This is a genomic window from Haladaptatus halobius, assembly GCF_020618475.1.
GTDB lineage: Archaea > Halobacteriota > Halobacteria > Halobacteriales > Haladaptataceae > Haladaptatus > Haladaptatus halobius.
On sequence record NZ_CP085337.1, the window covers coordinates 194,306 to 217,843 of the forward strand.

Below are 23,538 nucleotides of genomic sequence, written 5' to 3' on the forward strand. Positions count from 1 at the left end.
TCGGTTACCCATACTGCCTAATTTTCAGCTCGATAATGTTCTTTCTATTGAGGAGTGACGGCGCGAGTTCCTCTTCAATGCGCTCGGGCGTAATCCGACTGAGTGGGCCGCTGATGCTTATTGCGCCGATCGCTCCGTCAGGTTCAGAGATGATCGCCGTGCCGATGGCGCAGACACCCGGAAAGTGTTCTCCCTGATTGATTGAGTAGCCGCGTTCACGGATTGTCTCTAACTCCTCGTGGAGGATATCCTCGTCGGTGATTGTATCGTCGGTCAGCGCTGGGAGCCCCCATCGGTTAATAATTTCTGTGACACGCTCCTCTGAGAACTCTGCGAGCATCGCCTTGCCTGTCGCGGTTAAGTGGAGGTAGAAATGATCCCCGAGCGATGCATCATCGTCGATCGACTTCGGACTCTCGGATTTGTACAGCTGAACTGCGTATCCATGTTCTTCGACGGTGACGTTGGTGTGTTCTCCGGTTTCCGCTTGCAACTCGTCGAGTTCGGACTTAGCTGCATTATAGAGCGCCATCTCGTCCCGTCGCTCACCCCCTGTCTGTAGAAATTTGAAACTACATCGGTACTCGTCGCCGTCTCTGACAATGTACCCCGTATCGGTGAGTGTCGAGAGGTGGATGTGGGCCGTACTCACCGCTAAATCTAAATCATCGGCCGTCTCTGAGAGTGTCGCCCCGTCAGATTCACGAAGATATTCAATGACGTCGAAAGCTTTTTTGATGCTCTTTAGCCCGCGTGCGTCCGAGTCGTTCGACCTGGTCATACTTGCTACTTGATCTAGGGTCTCTTAAGCCCTGCGAGGAATTACAACATTATCGAATCGTCTCTCGAATCGACCTTTCGTGGACGGTAGATGGCAGCTATCGAGGGAAGACTACTGTGAAAAACACCTGAAAACAAGCCGTGTCTACCGATTATTGGATCGAGTCTTCAGGGCCGACGACTTCCATATTTTCGAATAGTTCGTCATAGCCGTTAATCTCGAAAAGGTACGCTCCATCGAGAACCTCCTCGCGGACATTGTCTTCGGCGCGGATTTTCTCTTGGGCGAGTTCAAGAACTTGTGCCGCACCGTCACCGGGGATGACCGCCAGTCCATCATCGTCACCGATTACGATGTCACCTGGGTCAACGCTCACACCGGCACATGAGACCGTAACGTTAATCGAACCAGGATCCTGCTTGAGTGGCCCCTGTGGATTCACGCCGCGACCGTAAACGGGGAACCCCATCTCGGTGATCTCCCGTTTATCGCGGTACGCACCGTCAATGACGAGGCCAGCGAGGTCGTTCGCTTGGCAGGAGTTACACATTAGTTCACCAATGTGTCCCGTGTCGGTGTAGCCGTTACAGTCGATGACCAGTACATCGCCGGGTTCGGCCATCGTAATCGCCTTGTGGATGATCAGATTATCGCCGGGCGCAGCCTTTACCGTGATTGCAGTACCAGCCATTTCGATTCCGTCGTAGGCGGGTCTGATCCCTGCGTCCATCGTTAGTCCGATATTTCCGGTCACGTCCGAGACGATCGTGCTTGGAACTTCCTCAAAGGCCTCGACAATTTCACGATCTGGTCGCTCTACATGGTCGTCGATTGTGTGCATACGTTTGAGTGGGAGACATCATTAATCAACCTATCGGTGGAGTTACGACGTAGCATTCCAAATAAATTGTTTAATCGGTTCTACGTCGGTGTCAGGATAATTCGGATATATTATATAGCATTCCGGTATGCCGCAATAAGTCACAAACAACCGGTCGAAACTGTACTACGGTAACTTGATTTGGTTCGTCACTGTTTCTTGATACCGAGCTTATTAACGAGCTTCCCGTAGTACTTGTACTGCTCATTGAGGAACTTTTTGAGTTCCTTGGGGCCTCGTTTTACGCGGATGAAGTTATTTTTCTTCATGAATTTCTTGAACTGATCACTTTCATAGACGGAACTATACGTATCAGCGATTTTCTGTTGGCGCTTTTTGGGCAGTTTCGGCGGTGCGAAGTGAGCCAGCCAAGAGCCGATACGAATATCAAGACCTTGGCTTGCTAGCGTAGGAGTATTCGGGAGCGACTTGACCTGTTTATCGAATGCGACACCCAGAGCGGATAGCTTGCCGTCCTTGACCTGTGGTGCTACTTCTGCGGCACCCACTGCAGTACAGTCGACCTCGCCATTCGCAACGGCCGTCATCGCTGGTGCTGCACCATCATAGGAGATATGTTTGACCTTCACACCCGCCTCGTCTGCAATCGCCGCCGCGGCCATGTGCCACGATGAACCGAATCCTGAGTTCGCCATCTGAATCTTATTTTTCTGGCCATAGGAAATCCAGTCGTTGAGCGATTTGAATTGTGAATTTTTACGGACAACGAGCGCTGCCGGGAACTCGGTATACTGCATAATTGGTGTGATGTCGTCGGGACTGAGTTTGGCAATTCCGAGGTGCTCAAACAGTGCGATCTCGGGAGCCGTACAACCAAGTGTGTGACCATCGGGTTCGGCGTTCGCGGCCGCGTTCATCCCGACGGAACCTGAGCCGCCAGTCTGATTCTTGACGTTCCAGGAGACATCAGTGAAGTTTTCGGCCGCGTTGGCGACGGCGCGGCTGGTTCGATCTGATCCGCCACCAGCCGCCCATGGCGCGATGATTTCCACGGGACGTGCTGGCCATGCTTTCGGTCCAGAAAGCTTGTCTAGACAGCCTGCTGTCGCCACAACGCCAGTGCCCCCAATGGCCTTGAGATAGTTTCGTCGGTTCAGTACACTTTCGCCACTGGCATCTCCGCTGGCATCTCCTGCCATACTAGTTCTCAATATAATACCGTATATATTAATGTTTCGCTCATGGGTAGCAGGTGTCATAGCAACCCTTGGCGGAAACTCCACTTTTGCCCCCGCTGATAATGGATTATCTCTCTACAGGGATATGGACGCGGCTCAGCGAATCTTATCCAATTAAGGATTCCAAAGACATCATGGATTATATAGAAAAGTAATAAAAAATCTATGCCTTGGTTCATTGTTCTTCTAATTCCGATGTTTCTCTCAGAAATGGTTTGGACGTGCCATCTCCACTCGTTCTTTAGACGGCACCTCCTGCCCCGACCCGAAACATTCTAATGCATGACCCTTAATTCTCACATATGCGCGGGCTAGCCAAGACCAGGCGTGAGTCTGGGAGTATGAAGCTTATTGATGTCGAAATCCCCGAGCCAGCGTCGGACGAGGTGTTAATCGAGGTAGAATACGCTGGGCTCTGTGGGAGTGACGCCGGGATATACGAGTTCAAGCCAGCATTTGAACGAATGAATCCCCCGACGATTATCGGTCACGAGTACACGGGGCAGATCGTCGAGATTGGGGATGATGTCACGCGGTTTTCTCCTAGCGAGCGCGTCGTCGAACGTCCCATTCACGGCTGCGGTGAGTGTTATCAGTGCAAAATCGGAATGGAAAATATTTGTCAGAATACTGAACTCACTGGCATTGATCACGATGGCGCGTACGCAGGCTATATTACTGCTCCTGAGGGATCGCTTCAGACGGTTCCCAACGACGTTGATCCACGACATGCCGCACTCACAGAACCCACTGCAGTTTGTACCCGCGCAGTCATGGAGAATTCCCGAGTTAGCGCAGGCGATCGAGTTCTTGTCGCCGGCCCCGGTCCAATTGGACTCCTCACCGCACAAGTCGCCGACGCTCAAGGTGCGGAGGTCACCGTCGCTGGCGTCAGCCCAGACACGACCTACCGACTGCCGCTCGCAAAGAAACTTGGCTTCCCGACGATTAACATCGAAGAAACGGATTTAGAGGCATACCGTGAGGAGTTTACGGATGGGATTGGCTACGACGTTGTCTTCGATACGACCGGCCATCCCTCAGGCCTGTCGATGGCCGCTGAGGAGGTTCGAAAGGGGGGACAGATTGTTCTAGTTGGGCAGACTGGCGAGACGACGATGTCCTACACACCGCTAGTTCGAGCAGAAGTCGACCTACAATGTTCCTACAGTGCGATGTATCGGGACTTCGAGAGCGCGTTTCGGCTGATCGCCTCGGGAGACGTCGACCATGAGACGTTCCTTGATGATCGATTTAGTCTACTCAACTCTGAGGACGCTTTCAAGTCGTTCTTGGCCGGCGAGACCTGCAAACCCCTCTTTGATATCTCGGTTCTGCGTGAGTAACGTTACAAGTTTCATTGCTTGTCGCTGTATGCTACAATTCAGTAACCGTCTATCCGGCCAGTCAAATCGCGATTCATCGCTTGTCGCTCGCCACCGTGAACGAAGGATTGCATCAAGTGTCGAACTCGACGTAGGATAATCTCGAATTTAACTACGACAGATACTGCAAGCTAGATGGTTGAGTAGTTCGTCTACCGAAACTAGAGCTCTGAAAGGAGGCAGCTCCTCGTTCGTACTGCATGCGTCCAATATAGGCTGTGGTTTCGTTTGTCTGAGACTTGTGACGGCAATGCCGTCGACGGGTTCATTGGCTATTATCGATCAGTCAGTCCGCGGATCCCACTCGTTCCACTCACGTTCCACGAGGTAGTCATTGAGTTTTTCCTTGGGGTTCTCGAAGACGTGTGAACCGTGGAACACAAGCAACGTATCGAAATCATATTCTAGTAAATTGTAGAGATTAAGCTCCGCATCCTCATGGTTATCGTTAAATAGTGCCGGTGGCGGAAGCAGGTAGCCCGCCGGTAATCCGCCACGGTCGGCACCGTCCAGCGAATCGCCGGAGATGAGGATATTTCGATCCTCCAGGAGTAGGGCGGATGTCCCCTCCGTATGTCCTGGTACTTGGATAACCCGAATGTTCCCCTCAAGTAGGTCTCCATCCTCGAAAGCGACGTCGGGCTCGATGTCGAGACCCTCCTCCTCAAGATGGGTATAAAGTTTTGTCTCGTCCGATGGCATCGCGAGCGTAGGTGAGAACGCCTCCACTACATGGGCGAGACCGCCATGATGACCGTGGTCACCGTGGGTAAGGATTACGCGTTCAACGGTTCCGTATTCCGACCGCAGCGTTTCGACGAGCTCCTCGCCGTTTTCGTCGAACGCGGTATCTACCAGTGTAATCTGCCCCTCCTCCGGCAAATCCTCTAATACGAACACGCGTACGTTTTCGAACTGTATCTGGTCGATTCCCTCAAGTACATTACTGGCGCCCATATACAACTCCCAGTTTGAAATTCCACTAGTTAAAACCGTCGATAGTGTTATCATTTGCAGTGTAATTGTGTCTGAGGTCGTAATCGGTGGTGCAACTCGCTTGAGTTAGTCGCAGTATTAGAGTTCGATTGTGATAGCACTAACCGGCTGAACCAGTACATTTATACAACCGTCTTTCGTCATCGCCCAATACGAGTGTGAGACACACATGATCAAACAGTGGCTAGGTGACGTGGTTGAACAAGATTCCACAAACAAACTTTCGTCAAGTCCCCTTTCTGTGGTATTTATTCTGTTCTCACTCGTGGTCATCTACACCGCTAGTAAGTTTCCTAAGAGGGGACTACTTGGGCCTGGGTTCTTTCCCATTCTCATCTCAGCAGGCATCATTGTGTTTGCGACTGCCGACATCTTGAGCGGGACGAAGACCGAACTCGAGATGACCGGACTTGACTTTAAACTGCCGGCTGTCGTGCTAATCCTCCTCGTAGCGTACGTCCTCTTAATGCCGATTTTAGGGTTTTTAGTCGGTTCGATATTGTTCCTGTTTGTGTTATTCCATTATTCGAATATCCGCTCTAAGCCGATTCTTATCACCCTTTCGATCGGTGTCCCAATCCTGTTATTCTACGTCTTTGGCCGCATCTTTTTGGTGCGGCTGCCTGAAGGAATTATCCCTATTTCGAGACTCCTCCCGCAACTCCCACTAGTGGTGATGCTCTGATGGTGCTTGAATATATCATACAAGGATTCGCGAACGTGATGAATCCGTTCGTTATTGGATTAATGCTCGTAGGGATCTCACTGGGGATTCTTATGGGGTCGATCCCTGGCATGACGGCAACGATGACGATCGCTGTGTTGCTGTCATTTACGTTCACGATGGAACCGGCGCACGGAATGATGCTACTGTTGGGCATTTACGGCGGTGCGGTTTACGCGGGATCGATTCCGGCGATCCTAATTCGCACGCCCGGTACGCCCTCCGCAGCAGCGACAATCTTCGACGGATATCCGCTGTCACAGAAAGGTGAGGCAGGACGGGCAATCAAGGTAAGTACGATTGCTTCCTTCGTCGGCGGCGTGATAAGTGTTCTTGTGCTGATGTTTTTCTCACCCGTAATCGCGAACGCCGCACTACGCTTTCGATCACCGGAATTCTTCGCACTCGCTGTATTCGGGCTGACCATCATCGCCAACGTGAGCGGGGATTCGCTCACCAAGGGAATGATTGCTGGTCTTCTCGGAATGTTAGTCGCGTCTGTGGGTATTGATCCGATCTCAGGGTATCATCGGTTCACGTTCGACATCCCCGTGCTCCTAACCGGCGTTGAGTTCATTGCGGTAATGATCGGACTGTTTGGTATCGCCGAAGGACTTCGAAAGTATGCCCAAGGAATTGATGAGGATCAAGAAGAAGTAGACCAAGAGATAACTGGGGTGTTACCGTCGCTTTCGGATCTACGAGCGATTGCACCGATAAGTACCGGGTCAGGTGTTCTCGGTGCATTTATCGGAGCGATTCCCGGTGCTGGTGGCGACATCGCGGCATTCATTACGTACAACGAGGCGACACGTTGGCTTAAGAATGCAACCCCATCGTTCGGTGATGGCAACATTCGAGGCGTCGCTGCCGCCGAATCTGGCAACAATGGAAGCACCGGCGGCGCGTTGATTCCGACGCTGACACTGGGTATTCCCGGTGACTCCGTCTCTGCAATTCTCATTGGTGCCCTATTAGTTCATGACGTGAATCCCGGACCGGGGCTGTATCAAGAGCAACCGGTGCTCTTGTACACTATTTTCGTCGGATTCCTACTCATCTACGTTTTCATCCTACTTTTCGGCCTCCTCGGAGCCAACTACTGGGCACAACTAATCAATATCCCGAAGCAGTTCCTTTGGCCAATCATCTTGTTACTCTGTGTGATCGGCGCAATCGCACTCCGCGGAAATCTCTTCGACGCATGGGTAATGCTTGGTTCAGGAGTACTTGGGTACGCGATGCGACTCCGGGGGTACCCACTTGCGCCGATGGTTCTCGGGTTGATTCTTGGGCCAATCGCAGAAGAAAACCTGCGTCGTTCGCTTACTCTTTCGAGTGGCTCAGCCGATATCTTCCTCGCCAGTCCCATCGCACTAGTTATCCTTCTGTTGAGCGCGGCAACAGTACTTCTGCCGATAGTACGGACGCTTCGCAATTAGAACAGTCAGGCTATTTTGATTTGAAACGGTCGTTCCCTGTAGTTCTCATTCGGATTTTCACTAATTGTGAATCTCTACCCTCAGATTACACAACATGATTGTTCGCACTTTATACCACAGAGGCTACTCCAGCTGTTCTTGGTCTTTTCCAAATTTATCAATGAAATTTATCCTCTCGCAATTGACGTCGGGTTGTAATCCAGGATGACCAAATAGAGGGTGAACTTCAGGATACCGTTCCAACATCCATCTCCGTCACTAGATTACGCAAGCCCCCTTTCCGACGATCGGCCTTGAACTATGTTCTATCGAGCTAGCGTACTATTTAGAATCACCTGTAACCTCGTGATGTTCTCAACCGCTCGAGTCTACTCTGTTTCATCGACCCATCACCACGTGAATTTCTTAGATTGAGTGGCTTCAACAACATTGAAACCAAACTATCGAGGTTTGCCCGACAAGCAAAGGAATTACAGATATAGGGATGTAATCAATTTCGATGTTTGTCACTTGCTTTTTCAACAACGGTGAAAAGGCCGGTATGGCACTATGTCAGGACTGCTTTATTCAAAGCGAACAAATTCTGTGATTAAGTGGGTATAGAAACCGTGACGCTGTAGATAGAACGGAAGTAAAACTATTTAAATCACGACAGAGAATCCACAAGTATGGTGATTATTGCAGCAGTCGACCGATCTGTGAGATCATCGCGCGTTGTCAACGAAGCAGTAAAGCTGGCAAAGGCTTTCGACGATAAAATCCACGTTGTTCATTCGTTGACTCGTTCGGAGTTCCTCGATTTAAGTATTACTAGCGCGCAGGCCGAGGACTCAAAAGACATAGAACAAATCCGATCAGCGGCCGCTGAGATGGCAGAGAAAGCAGTGTCTGGCGTAGACGTTCCCTATGAGACGGTTGGCCTTTTCGGAAACCCAGCAGATGAGATCGTTCGCTATGCTGAGGATCAGAATGCCAGATATATTGTCGTCAGTCCCCGAAAGCGCTCACGTACCGGGAAAGTACTGTTTGGAAGCGTTGCACAATCAATTCTATTGAACGCCAGCTGTCCAGTCGTTTCTAGCATTGACCAAAATCATAGTGGATAAATTGAAGGTGCAATGCTATTCGGACAGGAATCTCATTGCCATGGGCTGGTAGGTTTATGTTTCTTTCATCCTGTTTTGTACTATGGAAACGTTCGAGGATCTCTCTCAACAGACCCGCGACAATATCGAGAAAAAACTTTCCAAAGCAAGAGACACACCTGTCTCAGTAAAACATGTTGAAACTTCAATTGCAGAGAATAACATCATACTTTCAATTGAAGGAGACCTCCTGGAACTGTTTCCAGAATTAGACGATGATGGACACTACAAGGAGGCATCAATAAGAGAAATAAAAATATCAGTCACCCCTTCTCGAGAATTCGCCGATATACAAAATGCTGAATTCCCCAATTGCTAACAAAGCATCAACGATTCTAAGTATCCGGACAAAACAACCTATGTATTCAATAAGGCTGGTATCTCAACTGTCGCTGAACTGATTGCCCACTGTTTTCTAAAAATAGGTGCAGTATGACTGTCATTCAGTATTCACTTTGAAAATGATAACTCGCCAATCTTGGGGCCGAGTATTACTATTCGTACTGTACTACTCTCCAGGAGAAAGAGTTTCTATAATACGGAGATCTTTTTCTGCAGCAATTGACCGAACAACATTCATTGTTTCTTCAGTTTCACCAGCCGCTATTGCTAGTTTGAGCCGGGCGCTAGAAACATCCTTAGTTCCTTCAGGTGCAGACACAGAAATGTCAATAATGGATGTATTGCTTTCTTCACGGATTCGCTGAAGTGTGTCTGAAATACCTGTGTCGACAAGATGGCCAGAGAGGATAATTGTGATTGAAGTGCTATATCGCTCAGTGCCAGCTTGAACGACATTTATCCCAGAATCACGTAATGAAGCGATGATATCGTCGTAGCGTTCAGGTGGTGCTTCGAGGTCTACTTCGACAGGAATATGGCCACGAGGGGTAATATTGCCTCGTTCATGAAATATTGATAGTAGATTTCCGCCATTTTCAGCAATCGGTTGAAGAGCCTGAAGCAGTTTCCCCGGTTCGTCCCCAAGCTCAAGTCGAATTGTATGAGTATGTACTTCGTCTTTGGTCTCGTTCATTGTCTATCCCTTATACGTGGATGGATGTGTAATCACTGGTCGGAGCACAAACTGCCGTTAATATTAATCTCTCCCCCCGCGCCGATGGCACACGCAGAAACTAGCAATACACTCTTTGGTTGAGGAAAAGCAAAGTTTAGAGGCATTTTGTGGATAATGTTCATTTATCCCCATTTCAAAGCCTTTCTCTACAACACCCAAAGAATCAACAATATATGCAGTAAAACTCATCATATAGGAGGAATATCTATCACAAAGCGTAAAAATTCACACTTCATCAGTCGGAACTATTTGTGGATTTCTTGGATTTTGTACACCTGTAGAGGTCAGATGATTTGATGGTAATTGCCGCTACTCCATCCTCGCCCGTCTTTGAGCCTGTACGAAGTCTTCGGCTGCACTAGGTGTTTTCGCTAGCTCTTCGTCCGTGGCGTTGAGTGTACTGATCATCGACGCAAGCGTATGGATGGATATTTGCCCTGGTGCGTATTCATTCGTATCTGACCCCAAGGGTGCGTACCCAAGTTTGGAGCCATAGAGCGGTGCGACGACCCGAGTATGACTTCCAATCTCGCCCATCGAAATACCAGCGACCCGCATTCCGTCCTTTGTCGCGGTATTCACGGCCTCCAACATGCGAAGCGAATCGGAGTAGTCCTCCGCATACGTTGCAACCTTTGCGATATCACCGAACCGAGCGCACTGTTCGAAGATTGCATTCAACGTGTCTAAATCGGGCGTGTCCTCGAAGGCATGAAAGGAGATAATTTTCTCGACATCATTTTTACGAAAATCATCGAGAACCCAATCGCTCCCCCGAGCCGTTTCCAGCTCAATGTCGACCATCTCCACCGCGTCGAACTTCGATGCGGCGAAGAGTTTATCCAAACGCCCGGTATCATGTGCCTGTCCGCCAAACCATTGGGCTCTATTGGTAGCGAGAATCGATAGTTCCCCGTCGTAGTTAGAAAGTTGCCGAATCGGATCCTCCGCTTTGTCCATTCGGAACTCAATTATGTCCGCTACGTCTCTCACGTGCTCCTCCTGTGTGAGGTCGTTTGTTGTTGCAGCGAGGGCGAACCGGTTCGGTTTCATGGTGACAATTATTCACTGGGGATATAAAAATGTTCGACGTTGACTGTGGAGTCGTCATCAAGGTATATAATACCGATTAAAGAAGTAAGCTCTGTATTGGAACAACTCGTCAGTAAGCTACCACGCCCTGAAGGGCGTGGCATTCAGCGTGGACTCCCGTTCTAACCGCTGAGAGCGGTAGGCGAATACCCGCCGTTCACATTCACCATCCTGCTGTTCAAGCGCACGCCTACGGGTGCGCCTCTACGCCCAGACTTTTGCTGGTCGCGGAGATACTTCAGACCGATATTCTTCGCCGCGTTGTAATCCGCATGAACGTCGTAGCCGCACTTCAGACACTCGAACTCATCCTGACCGTTCGTGTTCGGCCTATTCTCCTCGTGGGTAAATCCGCATTTCGAGCATCGCTGACTCGTGTACGCCAGGTTAATCTGCTCCACTTCAAGCCCCTCTGCTTCGGCCTTGTACTCGGTGCACTCGTACAAGCGGTGGATTCGTCTTCGGGGACAGAGCGACCCACGACCACCTTTGTCGCCAGATAACTCGGAAAGCGGCTGTGCGGTATTGTCTGTCGCCTACCAGCTCGCTCCAGAGCATCCGTTTCTGGCCGCGGTTGAAGACGCCTATGCGCAATAGAGTGGGCGGCCGCTAACCCGATGCAATTACCTCGACTGGTGAGTTGGCCATCGCTGGTGATAGCGCGGGTGGCACCCTCGCGGCGGTGACGTCGCTTATGGCCGCCGAGCAGGACAGCCCTGACATCGCGTATCAAGTGATTTAGCATCCCACCGTTGGTGTTGAGGCGGGCCAGTCGTCGATGGAGAAGCTCGAAGGAGAGCTGATCGGCCTGTTTGTGTTTCTGTGCCGTCTCGGAAGAATCACGAAATTTAGGTATTTGGGAGGCTAGTTCTAATAGGATTGGTACGAGCATGTCTGATCAATAGTTCACAGGAAACTGTGTACCACTTTTAGGATACTACCCTCACCTATTTGCACACCAACTGCCTCTACTCAACTAGACCAACAGGAGCCAAACGAATGGAGACAACACGCATAGGGAACGAAGATTCCCAGGCAACGGCGGGGAAGTATTCCACCTGCTCTCGGAGATACTCGATACAAGCAATATTGCGATCAACTATTACGAGGTACCACCTGGCGAGACCATCGGAGACTGCTATCACCGCCACCATGAACAGGAAGAGGTGTTCTACGTCATTGCAGGGACTGCGACATTTGAAACCGAAGATGGCGATGTAGTAGTTGATGAAGGCAAATTAATACGATTTGCACCAGGTGAATGGCAGCAGGGGATGAATCACGAGGATCCTCGGCTCAAAGTGCTTGCACTGGGTGCACCGCGTGAAGAAGGACCGACGGATCTCCGTCGTGAGTGTCCAGTCTGTGGCGAACGGACGCCGGTAGAGCCCGAGGCAACGGCTAATGAGCTGGTCTATTATTGTGGTGTCTGTGGAGCAGAGACCGGTCGCTATTCATTCTAAGGCGTTCACCAGAAAACGCATCGTACTGAATATTCCATCAACCAGCTTTCAGGTAGGTTCAAACAACGGATAGTGAACTGACGGCTACGATGACAGACGAGAGAGAGTGCGATACTCGGGTCAGTATACAGAGGAGATGACTGACGACGATATTCTTAAGGTGATACGCGAGTCGGAGTTTCTCGCGGTGACTGCTCGGTAGGTAGAGGATACACTTGGGATTGAGCGGCCGTCCGCTCATCGGCGGCTTGAAGCGTTGCATGAGGATGAGAGAGTAAAACGTGGAAAATTGAGTCCGCGGGTTGTTATCTGGTGAATCCTCGAAAAATAGGTGCAATAGGTACGTGCGAGGCTACGCTTCCCGCGTCTGTTGGGAAAGCGCGGTATCCTCGTAGTTGGTGAACCGCGTGAGTTTCCCATCCTGCACGTCACACACGTGGGCGAACGGGAGTTTGAACGGTGTCCCCGCTTTGGATGTGCCCGTGAACATTCCTTCCACGACGACGGTGTCACCGCCGTCGATGAAGCGCTCCGGGGTGACTGTGAAGTCGTCGTACTCCTCGATCGCTGGGAGGAACACGTGCGTTCGCACATCGTCGGGTGTGCGGTAGGTGCCGCCAAAGAGTGGATCCCCCTCAGGTTCGACCCAAATCACATCGTCGGCCATCCCGGTCAGAACAGTGTCGAGATCACCCTGATTGAATGCGTCGTAGATTCCCCGGACGAGTTCGACGTTGTCGGTTGCTGTGGCTGCCATATTAAGTCCCCATAGTACCTGACGCTCCGAAATACGATAACAGTTCAGTAATACAACCAGACACGAGGGGGATAAGGGCAACACACGATGGGTGGGTTTGGCACTCTGAGTAGAAGCGGAATCGCGGATAAACCCAATCAAAATACTCCACCAAGTTGATGCACCGATTCAAGCACTTGCCTCTCTGTCCGTTTGCGGTCGATGTGCCGACTCTCATTGCCATCTAAACTAGTAGTCTCTATCGGCGTTCGCGTGATTGAGTTCATTAATCGGTCATACGTGTATACTGCCGTTGCGACCTCAGTCAGGCCGATTATCAGCCACTTGTCTCCGTCATTGTCGAGCATTCGCGTTGCAAGCCGATCAGCGTCGATATCGTCGTTTCGTGTTTCCTCCAGGATGATTGAATCTCGCTGTGGGCGTATCGAATAAGGGCATACACCGTCGCTACTGAGCAAAGCGTCATAGATAATCGCCAGCCAGAGGGTAAAACGGAAATACAGAGGTTAGTATGATCTACTAGCTCACTACAGGCTCAAAGTCCAAAGCAGGAGCGACAATAGAGCCTCAAGAAGAACACAGCAGTCCGCGAAAATCTTCTTCGTACTTACCCACTGTCGCGAGAACTACTTAAACGAAGTTCGGTCAGTGACCGTTGCCTTCCTCGACACGAAGTGATCCACCACACTCACTACAACGGTACTGTTCCGGCTTGCGAACCGTCTTTGAGTGTTGATATCGAGGAGTGCGACCGCCGCAGTTCTCGCAGACGAGCCACCGCTTTGGTGTAGTGAAGCGTTCGCAGTGTTGCGAGGTATCGAAGGTGTCGGTCCGTTGGGTGAATGTCGCTCCGTGATTAGCTTCGCCGAACTCGTGATACTGCCAGGCGTGAATGAGTTCATGGCGGACGGTCGCATTGAATTGCTCCTAGCCGTGGTGCTCAAACGCGTCCCATTTCAGTCGGGAAGTGCTCAGCCGCGACGTCGGCTGCGTGCTGTTATACTCGACTGGGTAGGGTCCGCTTGGTTGTCGGTGTGTCGTCTTTCTCGTTTGCTGCATCCGCACACTCGGTGAGCGTTCGCTGAGCAGCCGCATCGGAAAGTTTCATTTGGCGTAGCGAAAATGTGAAAAGAGAGCCGGGATTAGGCTGGCAGTTCCTTCCGACCTGCACACACACGGCCAGCACGGGAAGCCGTCGAGGCCGTCACAACCGCACTCTGCCGTCTCAGTCTCTTCGTACGTCTCGTCGTCCGATGAGAACGCCGTCAGCGTGCTGTCGTCCGTCAAGGTTTCGACCGCAGTCATGTGCTTGTAGAAGGCGTTCCGGAGGATGTGGTGCGGGCACATGCAGGCCATCAGCTCGCCGGCCATGTCGTTGATGGAGACCACGTATTGGTGGTCTGCGGGATTCTCGTGACGCTCGTTGGTGACGTCGACGAGTCTAGGGATATCGCGTCGAAGGAGAACTGTTCCAGTATACGCGTTTTGGTGCCCTCTCGGCAGTCTCAGGGTCTGCGGTTAGATCAGTCTCCATACGGGCCTTTGTCGCCACCGAAGCCCGTTTCCATCATTTCACATTCGCCATTTGAATTGATGAGGAGCCTCCCCTGATACCCACAGGTGCCATTATTATTGTACTTACACCGCGTGCATCGACATTCCAGCGATTTCGCCGAGTCTCGGTGTGCCATGTAAACTGTTACCAGTCCTATTCGTTTGACCTTTGTCCCTCCTCAGCGGGTGAGAGAGATACGGTCGATTGCAGTCATGCAAGATAAAGAGCGTGCATCCGTCACTCACAAGACGTGATAAACAGGCTTCCGAGCGTTAAGGAAGAATAGCCTGCAATGCGTTCATTGCGGGATACTTATCCAGTGGAAACGGCCATCTCATGGATGCGGCAGCGTATGTGTTCTGTCGCACTCGCCCTATGGAGACGACAGTATCGACCGACATTCGACGCGGTCGACTGTGAGAGTCGCAGTGGGGGTGTCCGGGCATGGACTCACAACAACACCCGTGATTGGGGAATTGGCAGCGGTTCTTGTGACTGATAGTGAGGCACCGACAGAGATGTCTTCGTTTGGTTTCGCTCGATTCGGTGCACTCTCTAAGCCGCGCTCGGACGGTCGGTTATTCCTCAAGTGGCTCGACGAGCTCCACGACATGGCCATCGGGATCTTTGATGAACGCTGTGCGCGCTCCCGCCGCGGGTTGATCCTGTGGTTCTTGGACGATGCCATAGTGATCGATGCGTTCGAATTCATCGTCGACGCTCTCGACCGAAAGCGCCAGATGATCCCATGCGGAGCCGACGTTCACTTCGTCGACACCGTTGGAATCCGAAAGTTGTAGTTCGACACCGTTGTCGTCGGCGACGTACCGATTTACAGTGTCGCCGCTCTCAAATGACCATGACTCCTCGAAACCGAGTTGTTCCGTGTAAAACTGTACCGACTCTTCGGCGTCCGTTACGTTGAGACAGATGTGTATTAGGCTCATATGTTCCGCTATTTTTCTGAGTTTATAAAGGTATTTCTCGGGGCTATTCGATCCATGTCACGATTACCATTTCGGCGATGGAAACAACGTACTGTGGTCTGCAGGGTTCTCGTAGCTCTTATTGGTCACTTTGACCATTCTGGGGGCATCGCGTCGAAGGCGAACTGCTCCCCACTGTGCGCGTTTCTGTGCCGTCTCGTCAGCGTCACGGGCTGCGGACGGTTTCGTACTTATGGTCTCGTCCGTTTCTGGGTCGTATTTCGTTGCGCCCGCTTGGCGTTGTACTCGATGTGAGACCTCCCAATCGACAGCTTCGACCGGAAAATTAAGGAAGTACTCAGTGGGCCCGTTCTCTACGCGCTCATCAAGCATTCGAAGCTCTAACTGCCGTGTTTAGTATACCCTTTTGTTTGTTGTACCGATCCAGGATAAATAAGCTGTTAGACGTGGGTGTGCGCCTCAATCGTCGACTTGAGACGTCGCCGGATTATGTCGAGATTGGTCGTGTCGAATGTGATGCTGACCTCCTGTTTGTCGTAGTCCTGGTCGGTCAGGTGCTCGGCGGACTCACACTCGTCGATCTCCATAAAAACGCGAAGATCCTCGCCACGCAGAACTGGCATGACGGTCACACCGTCGAGATCCGGCCACTGATCACCGTCGGGTGTGAACTCGAATTTCTGGAGGAATTGCCGGCGGTCGAGCCAAGGCGTCTCCTCGATTCCAATATGGCTAGTGGTGAACCCCAGCTTATTGAGGGCATCCAAGAGAGCGTTGAGGTACGCATCAGGGACGATCTCGATCGTGTCCTTGTCGGTCGGGTCAACGGCCCACTTGACATCGAGCCCCGTCTTGAGCCAGACCTGCTGGCCGTCCTGCGTCAGCGGCGTTGATCGAGGGACGGTAATGTCAGTCGTGGTCGTGCGGGATTCTCCAGTGGCGAGCGTAAACGATTCATTGAGCTGGAACTGGTCGAGTACGACGTCGTCGTCGTCAACCTGTGTCAGTAACGCGAAGTATATCGCCGTGATCTCTTGGTCGGAATCGCCGCCTTCGAGTTCGACAGTCACTTCGACGGTTTCACCTGGTTTCAGTTGTGTCTTCGGGAGGATCGTGTCAACCGTTGCTGCACCGATACCGATACTCGAGAGCACGCGTTTCATGCTTGAGAGTTCGAGATCAGCCCGTATATGCTTTCGTCCTTAGATTACCACCAACTAACCAGAGCCAACGACGACCTGTCTGTCAGCGGTCGGGGCGGTCAATGACGGTGTCTCCGGGCTCACTGGGACTGACTCTTAACGTTCTTGGGCGTGGCGATCTTCCCCTCGTATTACCGACGAATGACTGTAGATCTTCTATCCACTTCGTCGCGACGGCCGAATTCCTAAGCTATCTCGAGAATAATTCCTGAGAGGTCAAGTGGCCTTGTAATAAGCAGGACTACGTCGAGACTTGCGCGAAAGCCACTGAGTCCGTTACAGTCGAACTCCTTTGGCTTAGCGTCGTCACTCTCGCCCTTCCCTTGGGGAACACGTCGAGCATGCCGTCATCGGTCACCTATTCGGCAGCGACCATCACTGAACCAGATTACGGCAGCGTAATCTCTCCGACATCGACCACAGCCCGACTACTATTCGTGGACCCGTCCTCTAATGTTGTCCGTTTTGGACGTGAGACACTACCGTGTCGAGTGGGTCAAGTGGCAAGGATAATGTGTCGAGTGCGACAAGCGGATGGAACGAATCTGTGTTTACCGTCTGAGTAGACGGGCGAGCAGGCCACGTGAGTCGCTGTCTATGGCTTCGACAGGTTGGAGTTCCGCTTGCTCTCAAGCTTTGTTCGCATGAGCCTGTGAGTACTGTGTTGAGTCGAGTTCACCGTAAATGACAATTCCGGTAATACCAAGCCAGAGGACAAACAGGCCGATAGCACTCACGTACACTGCAGGATGTAACCACGAACGTGCTCACGGGCAAATTGATCAACGAGTATGTTCTCTAGTCCTCATGGACGCCGAACACATAGCACGCTGGCGGATGCACAACCAACGCCTCTCCGGACGACCTTTTACGAGCGCAGAAGAGACTGTTCACTGGTTGGGCGCCGTCCAGTCCCAGGACTTCGGTCCTGCCAAGTGGTCCATCGGCGTTCGAACGGATGACATCACGGACGCCGACCTCGATCGTGCGTATGCCGACGGAACGATCCTTCGGACGCACCTCTTGCGGCCGACGTGGCACTTCGTGCTCCCCGAGGACATTGAATGGATACTCAAGCTCACCGCACCGCGCATCCACGTCCATAACGGCCACCGCTACCGTCGCCTCCGGCTGACCGAAGACGTACGAATGCGCTCTAGGCGACTGATCAAGCGAGCAGTAGAAGGCGGAGATCACCTCACACGAGCGGAACTTGAGGACGTCCTCCGACACGGCGGGATCGATACGACGGGCCAGCGACTGCCATACCTTCTGATGGACGCCGAAGTCGCCGGTATCGTCTGCAGCGGCCGTCCCGACGGGAAGAAACATACTTATGCCCTCCTCGACGATCGGGCACCCAGTGCAAGGACGCTCTCTCGAGACGACGCACTCGCCAATCTGGTATCCCGGTTCTTCACGAGCCACGGGCCCGCGACGGAAAAGGATCTCCAATCCTGGTCGAGTCTCACGCTGGCCGAGATCCGCAGAGGGATCGCGATGGTCGAGTCCGAACTAGAGCGCGACGTCATCGGGGAACGATCGTACTGGTACGTCGGCCGGCGACCCGATCACGAACTCACTACGCCGATAGCCCACTTCCTCCAGGGGTACGACGAGTACTTCATGGGCTACAGCCAGAGCCGAGACGTGGTCGACGCATCCGGGATCGCACAGGCCTCCGCGGAAGAAGTTTCGTTCAAAGGCGAAGTCATTCTCGATGGTCAGCGGACCGGCCACTGGCGGCGCGCGGTACGTAATGAGACGGTTACCTTCGACGTGGTCGTCTACCGGCCGCTCGAGCGGGAGCAGCGAGCGGCCGTAAAAGCTGCCGCGGATCGATTCGGTGCATTCCTGGGACGGGACGCCATAGTCGAACTTACGACTCTTTAATTTGGATACTCGGATATTCTGAGTATTTCTGATTCAAAGTGGGCAATGGTCTCAAAGACAGTATTGCGTGCTGAATCGAATAATATCGATCCGATGGAGTTCAATATCCGCGATACATCGTCCTCACCGCCAGGAAGCCCCGATTAAGATCTGGATGATACTCACCTCCTACCTCGGCGCAGGTGGGGTTGGTTCGGCTGAAATACCTCGGTAAGACCGGGCTCAACGGTACGTTCATGCCCTGTTGCCCCCTATGTGTATGTATGGAACGATACGTCGATGGATTCGTCCTCCCAGTCCCGAACGAGAAGCTCGATACGTACCGCGAAATGGCCGCCGAGGGCGGAAAGATGTGGATCGAACACGGTGCCCTCGAGTACTTCGAAGGGATCGGAGACGACATGGAGCCAGACATGGACGGCATGCCGATACAAACCTTCCCACAACTCGCCGAAACCAGGGACGACGAATCGGTTGTGTTCGCGTTTGTCGTGTTCGAGTCTCGGGAGCACCGCGACGAGGTGAACGCGAAGGTGATGGATAATCCCGCGATGGACCCGGACAGCTTCGACGAGGAGATGCCCTTCGACTCGGAACGCATGGCTTACGGCGGCTTCCGCTCCATCGTCAGTCGCGAGAATTGAGGAGCGAAACGAAAAGGACAGATCGGCCTGTGCCTTGATGCTAATACCGAAGCGGTTCTCACTATCGCTTGTTCCAGCGACTTCGATGTTATCTAAAGAACAGATCTATACCGTTTAAAGATATTTTGCGCAGAAGTTAGGACTGGCGCTCTCAATGTAGATTGTCCGAATTCATCGCTCAATACTAGAGCTGTATGAGGTTCCCATAACTACTATACCATTTGCGAGATGACTTCTCATCTTCTCCAATGACGCAGGAATTAGGTTCCCTTGCTCGAACGGTGGCGGTGCCGTATTATGAAGCTGCCCTCCCAGCACACGATCGGTTCCATGCCAAACGAGTCCGTGATCTGGCGCTTCGGTTAGCAAATGAGCGTGAGAATACTGTTGATAGAGACGTTCTTGCTGCAGCAGCCTGGTTACACGACATCGGTCGACCACGAGAACGAGTGGGGGAGATTGACGATCACAATGACTGGGGCGCAGCAAAATCGGCGGAGCTTCTCACGACCGAATCGGTGACAACTGACCAAATAAACGCTGTCAAACACTGTATTCGAACCCACAGTATTCGGTCGAGTTCCCCTGAGCCAGAGACGCTCGAGGCGAAACTCCTCTTTGACGCTGATAAGTTGGAGGCTGCTGGTGCACGTGGTCTCATTCGTTTAGCCTGTATTGTCGGTGAGCGATCGGGGCGAGCAGGCAAACAATACGCAGTCATTGATGATTCGTCGATTTTTGGAATGGAGACATCGGATCTTCCAGATATCACGCTCCTTCGGGAGTGGGCAAAGGAGCGTCTGAATCTGTTGTATACGGCTCCTGCACGTCGGCTTGGAGAGTCCCGATGGCGTTTCATGGAGGAGTTCTTTACACAGTTTGAGAGGGAAATAGGGGTTGAAGGGGAGAGATAGATCTGTGTGACAGCGAACCGTATCTGCTTGTGAGAGGTGTGCAGAAACCGTTTTTCGTGTGCAGATCCTACAAAAAATATGCCAGTCTCATCTCGTCGACCACGCGGACTCGCTCTTCTGATTGGAGCGTGGTTGCTCGCTCTTGCTGGCGTCGGCGTCCTCTTTGGCATTCACGTGATCAGTACATTCCTCATGAATACAGATCTCCCGTTACTGTTTCTCTTTACGAGTGTGATTGCGCTCAGTTTCAGCTACGTGAGCTATCGAATGAGTACCAAGCGTCTCCTCGTGGGCCTCAATACAACTCCTCTCTCGGAAGCCCAGGCTCCGAGAGTCCACGCGAGCATTGAACGGTTGAGTCGCAGAATGAGTATCGACCGACCGGATGTCTACATTGCACGGCTTGGCCAGCCCAACGCGTTCGCACTCGGGAGTCGGTCACTCGTGATCGACCACTCGCTCGTCCGCTTGCTGACACCTGCAGAACTCGAAGGGGTTCTCGCTCACGAACTCGCCCATCTCGAAAGCTACGATAGTCTCCTACAGACCCTGGCTATGAGTCTCCTACGTATGGTGACCACTCTCGTGCTCATGATGGTTATCCCGTTCATGGTCGTAGTCTCAGTGGGTTGCTGGGGGCTTTCGCTGCTCATTAGTCGACCGGTGCGAGGGCCAACCAGTGTTGGAAGCGGCTTGCGGCGTGGGCTGACCAGATTCGTGATCGGTCTGCTCGTCGCTCCAACGCTGGCGCTCCAAGCCTACTCTCGCCGCCGCGAATATGCAGCTGACCAGCGAGCTGTGGCGGTTCTCGATGAGCCGTTGGCGTTTGCTCATGCACTCAAAAAGATCCAGCGTGCGAACGAGCCTGGCTGGGGGCTGTTTTCGTGGATGTTTTCGACTCCTGATCGAAGGATGGAACAAACACCGTTAGAACGAGCGTTCGCAAGTCACCCACCGACTGATGAGCGCGTACGACGTGTTCGCGAGGCCGCAAAGGGTGCTGGGTTGGATCGTGAAGCGAGTCAGTGGTACCATGTCGACATCAACTAATCTCATCTTCTGGGTGCGTGTAGCCGTTGCGGCTAGCGTTCCCAATGCATAAACGACGCAGAATAAGATTTGTAAAGTTTACTGGTCAGGAAGATCTGAGTGGTAGGTGGTGATGAGTTTCTTCGAAATGTTGCTCGAAGAACAATGTTGATGCTCGGCTTTGTTTTCAGAAGTGTTATCTACGTATTTTAGTGTTCTCGCCATACTTGTTTTCAACTCTTCTTTACCAGCTTTGACGCGTGCACGGTTGCCGGTTTGACTCTCCCGCCGTCGATGATAGACAAAAAGCGGATCTGAGATATGATATCCAGTAAGGCCAGCGTTGAGATATTGCTGGAGGAGGTCATACTCTGCAAAGATCATCTCCGGGTCATAGAGATTGAATCGCCGGTGGTAGTCGGCTCGGTGCATCATGCCGACCTTGACCGTCTTTATAATATCATCGCCAGTCCGAACGATCTCCCAACTTCCATCTGGGAATTGCTCGTAGTAGTCGGGGTAGACGAAATCGATGTCGTTGTGAGCAGCAAGAATATCAGCTTCCCGCTCTACCAATGACGGGAGAAATTCATCATCAGAATCGAGTATAACTATGTAATCACCTTGTGCCTGCTCAATGCCTTAATTGGAGGAGACTGTTCCATCCCCACTATTTTGCTCGTTTTTGATGAGACGAACATATTAAGCTTCAAATGACTCGACAATTTCTGTCGTTCCGTCAGTGGAGCCATCGTCAACTACAATATGTTTGACACGAGATTTGCCGATCGTCTGCCGCTGAACGCTCTCAAGTGTTCGTTTGATGTAGTCCGCGGAGTAATACGCTACAGTAACGATTGAAACGGTTGGTCCAGTCATTCTGTATTTTCACAATATAAAGAATCGAAAAATAAAAATTTGATCCTTCCCCTGCAGGCCAAGCAGAAGTTGAGACTGACGCTCTCTACGCATACTGGGTCAGCCCTAACGGAATCTAAACAGTACTAGGGGGCACATTTTCGTGGAGGAATCTAAGGAGGGCTTGGTTGAAAATCTCCGGGTTATCTTGGTTGGCATTGTGTCCTGCCTCGGGGATTACTTCGTAGCGACAGTTCGGTTCGCGTGCAGCCCAGTCAGGAGCCGTCTTCGCAATAATGCCCGTTTCATCGTATTCGCCATGAGTTAGGAGAAACGGTTGTTGGATGCGATAGTCAGTTTCTTCGTGGAGGCAGGTAGCGACTGCCTTCCAGACAGTGACGAACTCCTGCTTAGATAATCGGCGAGTTGCCTTGGCGGCGTACTGTTGTACTTCCGGAGTCACCGCTGTGTTCTCTGCGATGAGCTTTCGAAGATGTCTATCGGGCCAGATTTTGAAGATATACGGTGAGAGTTTGAGCCCTATACCTTCGAGTCGAGACGGGAGTGTCGTGATATCCGTTGCACCGATTACGACTATTGCGTTTACGCGCTCCGGATAGCGGAACGTAAGTTCTTGGGAGACATAGCCACCGAACGATTGCCCAATTAATATCGCTCTCTCATGGCCGAGGTGGTCGATGAGGGCTCTCAGGTCTTCTGTCACCGTTGATACCGTGAATTCTTCCCCGATGGGCTTGGACTGCCCATGCCCGCAAATGTCCCAAGTAAGTACTCGGTACCCTCCGGCAACGAGGGGTGGGACTTGCGGGTCGAACATTCGATGATCCATTGACGCACCATGAGTACAGGCGACGAGTGGGCCGTCGTCCGGCCCTGCGATCCAATAATGAATGTCAGAACCTGACCGCTGAAGGCGCTCGCCCTCAGTCGGAAATTCACCGTGTTGTCCGTTCATGACTTATTAATCGATAGTCAACAGCAACGAAGACACTTCTTACTGTGAATCAGCTTCTTCGTAATACTCGATGATCTCCTTCATACACCACTGGTTGAGTCCCTGTGATACAAGCGGGAACACCACTGTCGAGATTGGCTTCCGCTTGTACGCAGCATAGAGACCATAGAGTCCGACTGGAATGCTCACCGTGTTGAGAATCTGTGGGTAGCCGAGACCGATGAGACAGTTTCCGTCGTTTGTCCAGCGTTCTTCGGCTCGTACGACCTTGTACATCCAATCGTCCGATTCTTCGGTGGGTTCGCGGAACAATACCGGGTTGAGTATTAGGAACAGCACGGTGAGCCCTAACACACTCCATTTCCGATGGTAGAGTGCACCCACGATCACGAACCCTGCGGCCATCCGACTCCACCCACTCTTCGGATTGGAATGTCTGGCCCAGATTTCCTCCTCCTTCATTAAGTCCTTAATCATATTGGTTATTTGATGAGGGTACATATCTTACTATCGTGTATACCCATATAGATTAAGGGGGAGTTACTAGTCATCAAGTGCGTCGTCCATAACGTGGAATG

24 protein-coding genes and 3 pseudogenes are annotated in these 23,538 nt (G+C 51.9%); 11 read left to right on the plus strand and 16 right to left on the minus strand.

Annotation, left to right across the window (positions count from 1 at the left end):
* Window positions 1-4 precede the first annotated feature (4 nt).
* From LIW51_RS24815 to LIW51_RS24825, 3 genes are all read right to left on the minus strand, one after another.
* Window positions 5-781, minus strand: a complete 777-nt coding sequence (locus tag LIW51_RS24815; RefSeq protein ID WP_227378815.1) for an IclR family transcriptional regulator — start codon at window positions 779-781, stop codon at window positions 5-7.
* Window positions 782-932: 151 nt separating this feature from the next.
* Window positions 933-1,622, minus strand: coding sequence for a 4-carboxy-4-hydroxy-2-oxoadipate aldolase/oxaloacetate decarboxylase (locus tag LIW51_RS24820; protein WP_227378816.1), 690 nt, complete (start codon window positions 1,620-1,622; stop codon window positions 933-935).
* A gap of 188 nt (window positions 1,623-1,810) precedes the next feature.
* Window positions 1,811-2,821 (minus strand): Bug family tripartite tricarboxylate transporter substrate binding protein, encoded by a 1,011-nt coding sequence (locus tag LIW51_RS24825; RefSeq protein WP_227378817.1) that lies wholly within the window; start codon window positions 2,819-2,821, stop codon window positions 1,811-1,813.
* A gap of 341 nt (window positions 2,822-3,162) precedes the next feature.
* On the opposite strand from LIW51_RS24825, the gene LIW51_RS24830 reads away from it, so the two are divergent.
* On the plus strand, window positions 3,163-4,206 hold the full coding sequence (locus LIW51_RS24830) for a zinc-dependent alcohol dehydrogenase (protein ID WP_227378818.1): 1,044 nt from the start codon (window positions 3,163-3,165) through the stop codon (window positions 4,204-4,206).
* Window positions 4,207-4,527: 321 nt separating this feature from the next.
* On the opposite strand, the gene LIW51_RS24835 is transcribed toward LIW51_RS24830, so the two are convergent.
* Window positions 4,528-5,202, minus strand: coding sequence for an MBL fold metallo-hydrolase (locus tag LIW51_RS24835; RefSeq protein WP_227378819.1), 675 nt, complete (start codon window positions 5,200-5,202; stop codon window positions 4,528-4,530).
* Between the two features lie 208 nt (window positions 5,203-5,410).
* On the opposite strand from LIW51_RS24835, the gene LIW51_RS24840 reads away from it, so the two are divergent.
* The 4 genes from LIW51_RS24840 (at window position 5,411) to LIW51_RS24855 (ending at window position 8,871) form a co-directional block, all read left to right on the plus strand.
* Entirely contained in the window at window positions 5,411-5,926 is a 516-nt protein-coding gene (locus tag LIW51_RS24840; protein WP_227378820.1) for a tripartite tricarboxylate transporter TctB family protein, read from the plus strand.
* The gene (locus LIW51_RS24845; RefSeq protein ID WP_227378821.1) at window positions 5,926-7,407 is read left to right on the plus strand and encodes a tripartite tricarboxylate transporter permease; all 1,482 of its coding nucleotides are present in this window, start codon (window positions 5,926-5,928) and stop codon (window positions 7,405-7,407) included. The genes LIW51_RS24840 and LIW51_RS24845 overlap by 1 nt, the downstream gene beginning before the upstream one ends.
* A gap of 668 nt (window positions 7,408-8,075) precedes the next feature.
* Complete coding sequence (locus tag LIW51_RS24850; RefSeq protein ID WP_227378822.1) at window positions 8,076-8,513, plus strand: universal stress protein; 438 nt, start codon at window positions 8,076-8,078, stop codon at window positions 8,511-8,513.
* 82 nt (window positions 8,514-8,595) lie between these two features.
* Window positions 8,596-8,871, plus strand: a complete 276-nt coding sequence (locus LIW51_RS24855) for a hypothetical protein (protein ID WP_227378823.1) — start codon at window positions 8,596-8,598, stop codon at window positions 8,869-8,871.
* 189 nt (window positions 8,872-9,060) lie between these two features.
* Here LIW51_RS24855 and LIW51_RS24860 read toward each other — a convergent pair whose 3' ends face one another.
* The 3 genes and pseudogenes from LIW51_RS24860 to LIW51_RS24870 form a co-directional block, all read right to left on the minus strand.
* The gene (locus LIW51_RS24860) at window positions 9,061-9,588 is read right to left on the minus strand and encodes an amino acid-binding protein (RefSeq protein WP_227378824.1); all 528 of its coding nucleotides are present in this window, start codon (window positions 9,586-9,588) and stop codon (window positions 9,061-9,063) included.
* 351 nt (window positions 9,589-9,939) lie between these two features.
* Window positions 9,940-10,590, minus strand: coding sequence for a type I 3-dehydroquinate dehydratase (locus LIW51_RS24865; protein ID WP_255767589.1), 651 nt, complete (start codon window positions 10,588-10,590; stop codon window positions 9,940-9,942).
* A 254-nt stretch (window positions 10,591-10,844) separates the two neighbouring features.
* Window positions 10,845-11,174, minus strand: a pseudogene (locus tag LIW51_RS24870) (zinc ribbon domain-containing protein); the annotation flags it as partial.
* On the opposite strand from LIW51_RS24870, the pseudogene LIW51_RS24875 reads away from it, so the two are divergent.
* A pseudogene (locus tag LIW51_RS24875) lies at window positions 11,171-11,456 on the plus strand (alpha/beta hydrolase fold domain-containing protein); the annotation flags it as partial. The pseudogenes LIW51_RS24870 and LIW51_RS24875 overlap by 4 nt on opposite strands.
* A 393-nt stretch (window positions 11,457-11,849) precedes the next feature.
* Complete coding sequence (locus LIW51_RS24880) at window positions 11,850-12,185, plus strand: cupin domain-containing protein (RefSeq protein WP_255767590.1); 336 nt, start codon at window positions 11,850-11,852, stop codon at window positions 12,183-12,185.
* Between the two features lie 352 nt (window positions 12,186-12,537).
* Here the strand turns inward: LIW51_RS24880 and LIW51_RS24885 are convergent, their stop codons facing one another.
* The 5 genes from LIW51_RS24885 to LIW51_RS24905 form a co-directional block, all read right to left on the minus strand.
* Window positions 12,538-12,942, minus strand: a complete 405-nt coding sequence (locus tag LIW51_RS24885) for a nuclear transport factor 2 family protein (protein WP_227378826.1) — start codon at window positions 12,940-12,942, stop codon at window positions 12,538-12,540.
* Window positions 12,943-14,046: 1,104 nt separating this feature from the next.
* Complete coding sequence (locus LIW51_RS24890) at window positions 14,047-14,331, minus strand: SWIM zinc finger family protein (protein ID WP_227378827.1); 285 nt, start codon at window positions 14,329-14,331, stop codon at window positions 14,047-14,049.
* Window positions 14,332-15,075: 744 nt separating this feature from the next.
* The gene (locus LIW51_RS24895; RefSeq protein WP_227378828.1) at window positions 15,076-15,444 is read right to left on the minus strand and encodes a VOC family protein; all 369 of its coding nucleotides are present in this window, start codon (window positions 15,442-15,444) and stop codon (window positions 15,076-15,078) included.
* 63 nt (window positions 15,445-15,507) lie between these two features.
* Window positions 15,508-15,816 (minus strand): hypothetical protein, encoded by a 309-nt coding sequence (locus tag LIW51_RS24900; RefSeq protein ID WP_227378829.1) that lies wholly within the window; start codon window positions 15,814-15,816, stop codon window positions 15,508-15,510.
* Window positions 15,817-15,884: 68 nt separating this feature from the next.
* Entirely contained in the window at window positions 15,885-16,607 is a 723-nt protein-coding gene (locus LIW51_RS24905) for a sporulation protein (protein ID WP_227378830.1), read from the minus strand.
* Window positions 16,608-17,453: 846 nt separating this feature from the next.
* On the opposite strand from LIW51_RS24905, the gene LIW51_RS24910 reads away from it, so the two are divergent.
* The 4 genes from LIW51_RS24910 to LIW51_RS24925 all read left to right on the plus strand — a co-directional run bounded on the left by LIW51_RS24910 (window position 17,454) and on the right by LIW51_RS24925 (window position 21,147).
* Window positions 17,454-18,539 (plus strand): winged helix DNA-binding domain-containing protein, encoded by a 1,086-nt coding sequence (locus LIW51_RS24910; RefSeq protein WP_227378831.1) that lies wholly within the window; start codon window positions 17,454-17,456, stop codon window positions 18,537-18,539.
* A gap of 263 nt (window positions 18,540-18,802) precedes the next feature.
* Window positions 18,803-19,183: a DUF1428 domain-containing protein gene (locus LIW51_RS24915; RefSeq protein ID WP_227378832.1), complete on the plus strand. Its 381-nt coding sequence runs from the start codon at window positions 18,803-18,805 to the stop codon at window positions 19,181-19,183.
* A gap of 248 nt (window positions 19,184-19,431) precedes the next feature.
* Window positions 19,432-20,097 carry an HD domain-containing protein gene (locus LIW51_RS24920; RefSeq protein ID WP_227378833.1) on the plus strand — a complete coding sequence of 222 codons (666 nt, stop codon included), beginning with the start codon at window positions 19,432-19,434 and terminating at the stop codon, window positions 20,095-20,097.
* A gap of 78 nt (window positions 20,098-20,175) precedes the next feature.
* The gene (locus LIW51_RS24925; protein ID WP_227378834.1) at window positions 20,176-21,147 is read left to right on the plus strand and encodes a M48 family metallopeptidase; all 972 of its coding nucleotides are present in this window, start codon (window positions 20,176-20,178) and stop codon (window positions 21,145-21,147) included.
* 78 nt (window positions 21,148-21,225) lie between these two features.
* On the opposite strand, the gene LIW51_RS40065 is transcribed toward LIW51_RS24925, so the two are convergent.
* The 4 genes and pseudogenes from LIW51_RS40065 to LIW51_RS24940 form a co-directional block, all read right to left on the minus strand.
* Window positions 21,226-21,702: a hypothetical protein gene (locus tag LIW51_RS40065; protein ID WP_438267441.1), complete on the minus strand. Its 477-nt coding sequence runs from the start codon at window positions 21,700-21,702 to the stop codon at window positions 21,226-21,228.
* Window positions 21,703-22,005 (minus strand): annotated as a pseudogene (locus LIW51_RS40070) (glycosyltransferase family 2 protein); the annotation flags it as partial. It lies immediately after the preceding gene.
* Window positions 22,006-22,120: 115 nt separating this feature from the next.
* Window positions 22,121-22,960, minus strand: a complete 840-nt coding sequence (locus LIW51_RS24935) for an alpha/beta fold hydrolase (RefSeq protein WP_227378835.1) — start codon at window positions 22,958-22,960, stop codon at window positions 22,121-22,123.
* Window positions 22,961-22,999: 39 nt separating this feature from the next.
* Window positions 23,000-23,461, minus strand: coding sequence for a DUF6653 family protein (locus tag LIW51_RS24940; RefSeq protein WP_368411865.1), 462 nt, complete (start codon window positions 23,459-23,461; stop codon window positions 23,000-23,002).
* Between the last annotated feature and the right edge of the window lie 77 nt (window positions 23,462-23,538).

Bases quoted from the DNA above. Each gene is read 5' to 3' on its own strand.
- LIW51_RS24815 (WP_227378815.1), bottom strand. From the start codon at position 781: ATGACCAGGTCGAACGACTCGGACGCACGCGGGCTAAAGAGCATCAAA.
- LIW51_RS24820 (WP_227378816.1), bottom strand. From the start codon at position 1,622: ATGCACACAATCGACGACCATGTAGAGCGACCAGATCGTGAAATTGTC.
- LIW51_RS24825 (WP_227378817.1), bottom strand. From the start codon at position 2,821: ATGGCAGGAGATGCCAGCGGAGATGCCAGTGGCGAAAGTGTACTGAAC.
- LIW51_RS24830 (WP_227378818.1), top strand. From the start codon at position 3,163: ATGCGCGGGCTAGCCAAGACCAGGCGTGAGTCTGGGAGTATGAAGCTT.
- LIW51_RS24835 (WP_227378819.1), bottom strand. From the start codon at position 5,202: ATGGGCGCCAGTAATGTACTTGAGGGAATCGACCAGATACAGTTCGAA.
- LIW51_RS24840 (WP_227378820.1), top strand. From the start codon at position 5,411: ATGATCAAACAGTGGCTAGGTGACGTGGTTGAACAAGATTCCACAAAC.
- LIW51_RS24845 (WP_227378821.1), top strand. From the start codon at position 5,926: ATGGTGCTTGAATATATCATACAAGGATTCGCGAACGTGATGAATCCG.
- LIW51_RS24850 (WP_227378822.1), top strand. From the start codon at position 8,076: ATGGTGATTATTGCAGCAGTCGACCGATCTGTGAGATCATCGCGCGTT.
- LIW51_RS24855 (WP_227378823.1), top strand. From the start codon at position 8,596: ATGGAAACGTTCGAGGATCTCTCTCAACAGACCCGCGACAATATCGAG.
- LIW51_RS24860 (WP_227378824.1), bottom strand. From the start codon at position 9,588: ATGAACGAGACCAAAGACGAAGTACATACTCATACAATTCGACTTGAG.
- LIW51_RS24865 (WP_255767589.1), bottom strand. From the start codon at position 10,590: ATGGACAAAGCGGAGGATCCGATTCGGCAACTTTCTAACTACGACGGG.
- LIW51_RS24885 (WP_227378826.1), bottom strand. From the start codon at position 12,942: ATGGCAGCCACAGCAACCGACAACGTCGAACTCGTCCGGGGAATCTAC.
- LIW51_RS24895 (WP_227378828.1), bottom strand. From the start codon at position 15,444: ATGAGCCTAATACACATCTGTCTCAACGTAACGGACGCCGAAGAGTCG.
- LIW51_RS24900 (WP_227378829.1), bottom strand. From the start codon at position 15,816: ATGCTTGATGAGCGCGTAGAGAACGGGCCCACTGAGTACTTCCTTAAT.
- LIW51_RS24905 (WP_227378830.1), bottom strand. From the start codon at position 16,607: ATGAAACGCGTGCTCTCGAGTATCGGTATCGGTGCAGCAACGGTTGAC.
- LIW51_RS24910 (WP_227378831.1), top strand. From the start codon at position 17,454: ATGGACGCCGAACACATAGCACGCTGGCGGATGCACAACCAACGCCTC.
- LIW51_RS24915 (WP_227378832.1), top strand. From the start codon at position 18,803: ATGGAACGATACGTCGATGGATTCGTCCTCCCAGTCCCGAACGAGAAG.
- LIW51_RS24920 (WP_227378833.1), top strand. From the start codon at position 19,432: ATGACGCAGGAATTAGGTTCCCTTGCTCGAACGGTGGCGGTGCCGTAT.
- LIW51_RS24925 (WP_227378834.1), top strand. From the start codon at position 20,176: ATGCCAGTCTCATCTCGTCGACCACGCGGACTCGCTCTTCTGATTGGA.
- LIW51_RS24935 (WP_227378835.1), bottom strand. From the start codon at position 22,960: ATGAACGGACAACACGGTGAATTTCCGACTGAGGGCGAGCGCCTTCAG.
- LIW51_RS24940 (WP_368411865.1), bottom strand. From the start codon at position 23,461: ATGTACCCTCATCAAATAACCAATATGATTAAGGACTTAATGAAGGAG.